This is a genomic window from Micromonospora parastrephiae (assembly GCF_016802865.1).
GTDB lineage: Bacteria > Actinomycetota > Actinomycetes > Mycobacteriales > Micromonosporaceae > Micromonospora > Micromonospora parastrephiae.
The window spans coordinates 1-4607 of sequence record NZ_JAEVHM010000299.1; the positions used below are offsets into that span (position 1 = coordinate 1).

A 4607-nucleotide genomic window follows, 5' to 3' on the forward strand; every position below is an offset into this window, starting at 1 on the left:
GCCGGCGACCGCCAGCGCCAGGTAGGCGCGCGGCTCGCGGGGATTGCTCCGCAGGGTGCGCCGGGCCCAGCGCAGCGCGCCCCGCCGGTCGCCGGAGGCGGCGTGGGCGAACGCGATCTGCCCGGTCACCCGGGCCTCGCCGGCCGGCTGGCCGGCGAACTCCGGGTAACGCAGCAGCAGCCACTGCAACGCCTCGGAGATGGTGTCCCACCGTTGCGCGAAGTACGAGCGCTTGTGCCAGCGGACCAGCACCGACGGGGTACGCAGGTTGATCAGCGGTGCGCTGCGCGCCGCCCGGAGCAGGAACTCGTAGTCCTCCGCGTAGCTGCCCGGGATCTCCTCGTCGACCAGCCCGAAGCCGTCGCGCAGCGCGGCGGCGCGGATCAGGAAGGTGGACGGGTGCAGCTCCGTCATCCGGTCCCGCAGGAGGTCGTCCAGGGTGATCCGGTCCTTGTCGAGCACCCGGTCGACGGTGTTCCCGTCGTAGGTGACCCGGATGCCGCAGCAGACGAACTCGGCTTCCGGATCGGCGGCCAACGCCTCGACCTGGGCCGTCAACTTGCCGGGCAGCCACTCGTCGTCGTCGTCGCAGAACGCGACAAGCTCCCCCTCGGCGGCGAGGGTGCCGCTGTTGCGCGCCCCGGCCAGCCCCGGTGTGCGGCCGTTGCGGATCACCCGTACGGCCCGGTCCGGGCCGGCGAGCCCGCCCAGTGACTCGTCGGGCGTGGACTGGTCGAACACCACCACGACCTCGACCGGGCCGGGATATTCCTGGGCCAGGATCGCCCGTACGGCGGCGCGCAGCAGCTCCGGGCGGTCCCGGGTGGGCACCACGACGCTGACGCTCGGCTGCCCGGTCATCGGGGCCCCTCCGTCCGACGGTCCGGCCGTGCCCAGGCCCGCCAGCGGGGTGGGCGTCGGACCGAGCGGGCCACCAGGTCCTCCACGATCTGCCCGACCCGCGCCACCGCGGCGCGGCGCGCCTCGTGCGCACCGGGGTCGGCGGCCACCGCGTACCGGGAGGCGTCGGCCTGCCCGGCGGCCAGCGCGTCGTGCAGCTGCTCCCGGGTCTCGCAGAGCGCCACCAGCCCGGCGGCGCCGAGCCGGCGGCCGAAGAGTTGCTGATGGTCGTCGACGTGCTCGCCGCGGGCCGGATCGCGGGGCACCACGATCGGCAGGTGACCGTGCCGGCGGGCCTCCAGGATGGTCGCCGGCCCACCGTGGCAGACCACCAGGTCGGCGTCGGCCATCGCCTGCTGCAGGGCGTCGTGGCCGAGGAACGGCACGGCGCCGGGCAGTTGGGGAGCCTTCGTGTGCCCGTGCTGGACGGTCAGCCCGACCGCGCCGCCGGCGTGCGCGTGCCACTGTGCCAACCAGTCGACGAGCCGGTCGAAGGGGTGCTTGTCGGTGCCGACCGCGACCAGCAGGCGGGTCTGGGTGCTCGGCGTGGTGTCGCGCTGGCGGGGCAACCGGGCCGACTCGGCGGCGGGTTGGGGCGGTTGCGGACGTCGGCTGGTGTCGGTCTCCCCGCTCACAGCAGTGTCCCCACGACGGTGGCCTCGGGGTACTGCCGCCGCTGCTCGTCCCACTGCACGAGCATCGCGGACAGGAACGGTCGGCAGAGCCGGGCGGTCAACGTCGGGGTGTCGATCCGGTCGTACACCTCGATGTAGACGGTCGGGATGCGCCGCAGCCGGGCCAGCACCACGAACGGCACGGCCACGCCGGCGCCGGTGGTGACCACCGCGGCGACCCGCCGACGCCGCAGCACGCGCCAGGCCAGCAGCGCGTTGCGCAGCAGGTTCGGCACGTTGCGGGTGGTCGGGTGGTGCGCGGGCACCAGGTCCTCACCGGCCAGCAGCGACACCGCCTCCGGGGTGTCGAAGGTGACCCAGCAGCGCGGCCGTTGTTCGTACCAGGGCCGTAGGGCGAGCAGTTGGGCCAGGTGTCCACCGCTGGAACCGACCAGCAGCAGCACGGGCGGCTCGGCCTCATCGTTGTTCACGTCCACGCGACTCCCCACAAGTTCGCTTGGAATTTCGGTCTTCGCCACGCAAGAGCAGATCACAGGTTGCCTGGTCGTTGAATAGCGCGACCGGACGAGCCGGCGATCTCCACCTCGGAGCCCCGGGCCGCCGGCCGCCCGGACTCCATCGACAATCATCACGACCTGCCAGTCTGCCGTCACTCTGCGACACGCCAACCGCGCGATGATTTCGCCGGATCAGCCGCTATGTCGTTTCTCGACGACGTCCAGCAGTGCGGGATGCAGCGCGGTGTTCCAGCCCGCCCCCGCGTCGGCCAACCGCCAGGTCCGCAGCCACATCTCCACCAGGTACGCGTCGGCCACCAGCCGGCGCTGCGCAGGGCCGAGGCCCAGCCGCTCGCCGTGTCGCTCCAGCTGCCCGTCGACGGCCGCCGCGGCCACCGCCGCCGGCTCGCCGCGCAGCACCAGTGCCCGCTGGAAGGCGTCGTGGGCCAGGTCGAACCCGACCGGTACGTCCGGCGCGCTGTGCTCCCAGTCCCAGGCGACGAGCCGGCCGGCGTGCTCGCCCAGGTTCCACGGCACCCAGTCACCGTGCCAGTGTCCGAATTCGACGGCGGTGTCATTGTGCCGGCGGGCCAGCGCGGCCACCGCGTCGACGACCCGCCCGCCGGCCGACCCGGCCCCGGCCGCCCGGTCGGCCTGCGCGGCCAGCCGGGTCAGGAACGTCGAGGAGGCCAGTGGTCGCGGCGTACCGGCGGGACCCCCGCGACGGGCGACCGCGAGCAGCGCCGCGATACGTGGCGGGTCGTCGACCGGCACGCCCCGCACGTCCGGTGGCAGTGGCTCGATCACCGCGACCGCCTGACCGGCCCACGCCGTCTCGGCGAGCAGCCCCGGCGGCACCGGATGGTCGGCGACACCGGCCGTGTCCCGGAGCGCCCGCAGGGCCGCCGCCTCGGCGGTGACCAGCGCTCGGGTCGCGTCGTTCCAGCCGATCTTCGCGTAGCCGCGCGGAGCACCGTCGGCGGTGAACAGTTGCAGAGTGGGTTTGCCGTTCGGGTCCGGCGGGCGGACACCGCAGGCGGCCAGCAGCGGCGTACCACCCAGAGCGGCGGCGAGCCGCTCGGTCAGCAGCAGCTCGGCCGGGGCCACGCCGGACGGCACGGAGACGCTCAGCGTCGGAAAGGGCGCCAGCCCCACCGCGCCGAACCGGGCCAGCCCGCCCAGCGCCGCGCGCAGCGCACGCACCCTGGGCGGCCGCAACGCGTTGTACGCCAGCAGCGACGCCGCCCCGGCCCGCGGCGCCCCCAACGGCACCAGGAACCGGGCCCGCGTCACCGACGGCACCACCGCGTACCGGGCCACCACCCGGTGACCGGCCGGTGGGGCGCCGCCCACGCTCAGGCCGACCCGGTCGTCCGGGAAGACCGCGCGGCTGACCCAGCCCAGCCCGTCCACCCTCGCCCGAGGGTCCGTGGACGGGTCGACCCGGGTCGTCACGCCGCCCGGTCCGCCCAGTCGAGGTCCAGCCCGAGCCGCTGACGCAACGCGTCGTTGTACGGGCGGTAGTAGTCGGTCAGCTCGGCGCGTACCGCCGGATCCAGCGGAGCGGAGCGCCGGTCGTTGTAGACCTTGAAGTTGGGCAGGTCGTACGCGGGCAGCCCGAGGAAGTCCAGGGTGCGTCGGTAGGTCGCACGGGCGTCGCGGTACAGGTCCTCGCTGGGCAGGAAGAGGATCTGCGACCGGTCGAACCGCTCCAGCCACGGCTCCAGATGCTCCAGGTAACGCCCCCGGGCCCGGTACGTGTACCAGTCGTACGCCTCGCTGAACGACTCCGGCTCGGCGATCAGCCGCTCCCGCTCCCCCGCCGTCCGCTCCGGCTCGGCGGCCAGCGCGGCGGCGAAGTCCAGCGGCTCGATGCCGTGGGTGCGGCGCTCCTTCCAGTGCGAGTACGCCCGCTCCACCGGGTCACGTAGCAGCACGATCAGCTTCACCGTCGGCATCAGCGCGGCGACCCGCTGCGCGGCGAGGGGGTGGAACATGTACAGCGGTGCGGCCTCGCCGACCCGGACCGGCCCGCCGTGCCGCTTCGACAGGGCGTCGCGCTGGCGCTGGGTCGGGAAGTGCGAGCGGTACCACGCCTCGCCGCGCCCCCAGTGCTCCTCGAAGTAGTGCGCCGACTTGGTGTTCCACGCGGGGAAGAGCCGGGGTACGAGCGGGTGCTGGATGAGGTAGTTCCACAGGGAGGTCGTGCCACCCCGTTTGGTGCCGATGATCAGGAAGTCCGGCAGGGGCCGCCGGTCGCTGGTGCGGACCCCGTAGTCCACCAGGGACTCCTTCACCCGGACGGTCACCTGGGTCGGGACCAACTGCTTCACACGGTCACGGATGGACGCCACGACGGACCTCACCTGCCTCTCGTCGATGCCGGGGCGGGGCCGGCGGCCGTGGCCGCGTCGTCCCGTCCACGGATCTGCTTCATGGTCACCCGGATGCCGGCGCGCACCCGGGGCAACGTCAACAAGCCGACGCAACCGGCCACCAGCACACCCAGGGTCACCGCCAGGCCGGGCAGACCACGCCCGCCGGCCAACACGCCGACGCCGGCCGCCGCGCCGAC

The 4607-nt window shown here is 74.0% G+C and carries 5 protein-coding genes and 1 pseudogene; all 6 read right to left on the reverse strand.

Annotated features, from left to right (window positions below; translation table 11 throughout):
• On the reverse strand, positions 1–861 hold an 861-nt coding region (locus tag JNW91_RS29770), incomplete at its 3' end, for a glycosyltransferase family 2 protein (RefSeq protein ID WP_203178836.1).
• Positions 858–1535 (reverse strand): glycosyltransferase, encoded by a 678-nt coding sequence (locus JNW91_RS29775; protein WP_203178837.1) that lies wholly within the window; start codon positions 1533–1535, stop codon positions 858–860. The genes JNW91_RS29770 and JNW91_RS29775, both read right to left, overlap by 4 nt.
• Positions 1532–2011 (reverse strand): UDP-N-acetylglucosamine--LPS N-acetylglucosamine transferase, encoded by a 480-nt coding sequence (locus tag JNW91_RS29780; RefSeq protein WP_203178838.1) that lies wholly within the window; start codon positions 2009–2011, stop codon positions 1532–1534. The genes JNW91_RS29775 and JNW91_RS29780 overlap by 4 nt, the downstream gene beginning before the upstream one ends.
• Positions 2012–2224: 213 nt before the next feature.
• Positions 2225–3487, reverse strand: a complete 1263-nt coding sequence (locus tag JNW91_RS29785; RefSeq protein WP_203178839.1) for a hypothetical protein — start codon at positions 3485–3487, stop codon at positions 2225–2227.
• The gene (locus tag JNW91_RS29790) at positions 3484–4386 is read right to left on the reverse strand and encodes a sulfotransferase domain-containing protein (protein ID WP_203178840.1); all 903 of its coding nucleotides are present in this window, start codon (positions 4384–4386) and stop codon (positions 3484–3486) included. The genes JNW91_RS29785 and JNW91_RS29790 overlap by 4 nt, the downstream gene beginning before the upstream one ends.
• An 8-nt stretch (positions 4387–4394) precedes the next feature.
• Positions 4395–4607: pseudogene (locus JNW91_RS29795) on the reverse strand (lipopolysaccharide biosynthesis protein); the annotation flags it as partial.